This window comes from Nitriliruptor sp., from assembly GCF_040882075.1.
In the GTDB taxonomy this organism is placed as follows: Bacteria; Actinomycetota; Nitriliruptoria; order Nitriliruptorales; family Nitriliruptoraceae; genus Nitriliruptor.
In genome coordinates this window covers 1-2,510 of the sequence record NZ_JBBEBZ010000153.1, presented here as the reverse complement: position 1 = coordinate 2,510, position 2,510 = coordinate 1, and the positions used below count along the sequence as shown (strand labels likewise).

The following is a 2,510-nucleotide window of genomic DNA, read 5'->3' as shown; positions in this document are numbered from 1 at the left end:
TGGATCAGCGGTGTCGTGCTGCTGCCCTCGGCGGGTGGGGACCACGCCAGCGCCGCGACCATGGCCATCCGCCCGACCGTCGGTACGGCGAGGAGGAACCACGCCAGGTGTGGATCCGCCGCGCCCGTGGCCGACGTCAACACCACCGTGATGAGTGAGAAGCGGACCAGCATCACGCTGACGAGCGCGACGACGCCGAGCGCGCCAACGCGCGGGTCGCGAGCTACGGCCAGCGCTTCTGCTCCTCTTCGCCGGGAGCCGATCACGTCGCCGACGTCGGCGACACCATCGAGGTGGAGCCCGCCCGTCACGATGGCGTCAGCCGTGAGGACAGCGGCTGCGCCGACCAGGGGCCCGAGCCACAGCCCGACACCTGCGCCGACTCCCATCCAGATGGCACCGATGGCCAGCCCGACGAGCGGGAACGCGAACAGCACTGAGCGGCCCGGGGCGGTGCGGATGGCGCCGACCGGCAGGATGGTGAGGAGGGCGAAGGCTGCGCGCACGTCAGCTCCCCAGGACCTCGTCGAGCGTTGCGATCTCGCGGAGGGCCGCCGCGGCCGCCTGCAGGAGCGGGATCGCCAGGAGGGCTCCGGTGCCTTCACCGAGCCGGAGCTGGAGGTCGATCAGCGGCTCGAGGCGCAGGTGCTCGAGCGCGACCGTGGCGCCGGGTTCCGTCGAGCGGTGCCCGGCGAGCAGGTACCCGTGGCAGTCGGGGGCGATCGCCACCGCGGCGAGGGCCGCAGCGCAGGCGTTGACCCCGTCGAGGACCACAGGCACCCGCCCAGCCGCGGCCGCGAGGATGACACCGACGAGCGCGGCGTGCTCGAGACCACCCACCCCGGCGAGCGCGCCCAACGGTTCGTCGTCTCGGTGGCGCGCCACGGCCGCTTCGACGGCTCCGACCTTGCGTGCGAGCGTGGCGTCGTCGATACCGGTCCCCCGACCGGTGACGTCGAGCGCCTCCTCGTGGGTGAACACGGCGATCAGCGCGGCGGCTGCGGTCGTGTTGGCGATGCCCATGTCGCCGGTCGCGAGCAGGTTCGAACCGGCCGAGAGGAGCTCCTCCGCTGCACCGGCGCCAGCCAGGATCGCGCGGGCGCAGTCGTCGTCGCTCATGGCCGGTTCGACGCTGAGGTCCCGCGTCCCCGGTCGGACGTTGGAGCGGCGCAGCCGTGGATGATCGGCGAGGGGTGTCGCGACACCGACATCGAGCACCGTGACGCGCGCATCGACGATGCCGGCGAACGCGTTGGCGGTCGCACGTCCGGCGCAGAAGGTCTGGACCATCGCGGCCGTGATCGCCTGCGGCCAGGGACTGACACCCTGGGCGTGCACGCCATGATCCGCGGCAGCGATCACGAGCCCCGGATCGTCGAGCGCCGGCGGTGGACAGGATCCGGCGATGGCTGCCAGTTGGGCCCCGAGCGGTTCGATCCGTCCGAGTGCGCCGGGCGGGGTCGCCAGCGCCGCGAACCGCTCCAGTGCGGCGTCCCGAGCGGCCTCGTCGATGGGTCCGACCTCGGCGAGTAGATCGGCGACAGCGTTCAGAGGTGTCACGTGGCGGGCCTTCGAGCGAGATGGTGGGCGATGCGGTCGACGAGCTGGTCGTTGATCGCGGGGGTCCGCACGGCCACGCGGAGGTACGAACGGTCGAGACCGGGGAAGTTGTCGCAGCGCCGGACGGCGAGCCCGTCGTCGAGGAGACGCTCGCGCAGGTCGGGTTGCGGGGTGCGCAGCAGGACGTAGTTCGCTGCGGCGTCCCAGGTCGTGACCTGTGGGATGCTGCGCAGCCCCGTCAGGAGGTGGTCCCGGGCCCCGGCGACCGCTTCGGCGCGGCGGCGGCGTTCGTCGTCGGCGCCCGTCAGCGCGATCAGGGCTTCGAGCGCGAGGCGATCGACCGCCCAGGGTTGCCTCGCAGCGCGCAGCCGTGTCGCCAGGTCGGCCCGCGCGACCAGGTAGCCCACCCGCAGTCCGGCCAGGCCCCACAGCTTGGTGTAACTGCGGAGGGTCACGACGCCGGCAAGATCGTCCCGTGAGGCGATGCCGGCCGCGTCGGGCAGGAACTCGGCGAACGCCTCGTCGACGACGACGGTCCGACCCGGGCGGCACAGCGCGGCGATGGTCGCCGTCGGATCGACGATCCCGGTCGGGTTGTCGGGCCGGCCGAGTACGACCAGGTCCGCGTCGTCGGGGACCTCATCGGGGTCCAGGAGCCAGTCGTTCGGACGGCGCTGGACGTGCACGATCGGCACGTCGGCGTGGCGCAGCGCCGCCTCGGGTTCGGCGAAACCGGGATGAACGCATGCCGCGAGCTGTGGTCGCAGCACCCGCGGCAGCAACCACATCCCGTCGGCGGCTCCCGCGAGGGGGACGATCTCGTCGGGGGTGCGACCATGGCGAGCGGCGAGGACCTCACGCGCGGCGGTGTCGTCCGGGTAGCTGGCGAGGTCGACGAGGCACCCGGCGAGGCGGTCCCGCAACCAGGCCGGGGGCCCGTCCAGGACGTT

At 73.0% G+C, this 2,510-nt stretch carries 3 protein-coding genes; all 3 read right to left on the bottom strand.

Annotated features, from left to right (window positions below; all coding sequences use genetic code 11):
- The coding region (locus tag WEB03_RS09270; protein ID WP_368070669.1) for an adenosylcobinamide-GDP ribazoletransferase at positions 1-506 on the bottom strand (506 nt) is incomplete at its 3' end.
- A gap of 1 nt (position 507) precedes the next feature.
- Positions 508-1,560 carry a nicotinate-nucleotide--dimethylbenzimidazole phosphoribosyltransferase gene (gene cobT, locus WEB03_RS09265; RefSeq protein WP_368070668.1) on the bottom strand — a complete coding sequence of 351 codons (1,053 nt, stop codon included), beginning with the start codon at positions 1,558-1,560 and terminating at the stop codon, positions 508-510.
- On the bottom strand, positions 1,557-2,510 hold a 954-nt coding region (locus WEB03_RS09260), incomplete at its 5' end, for an aminotransferase class I/II-fold pyridoxal phosphate-dependent enzyme (RefSeq protein WP_368070667.1). The genes cobT and WEB03_RS09260, both read right to left, overlap by 4 nt.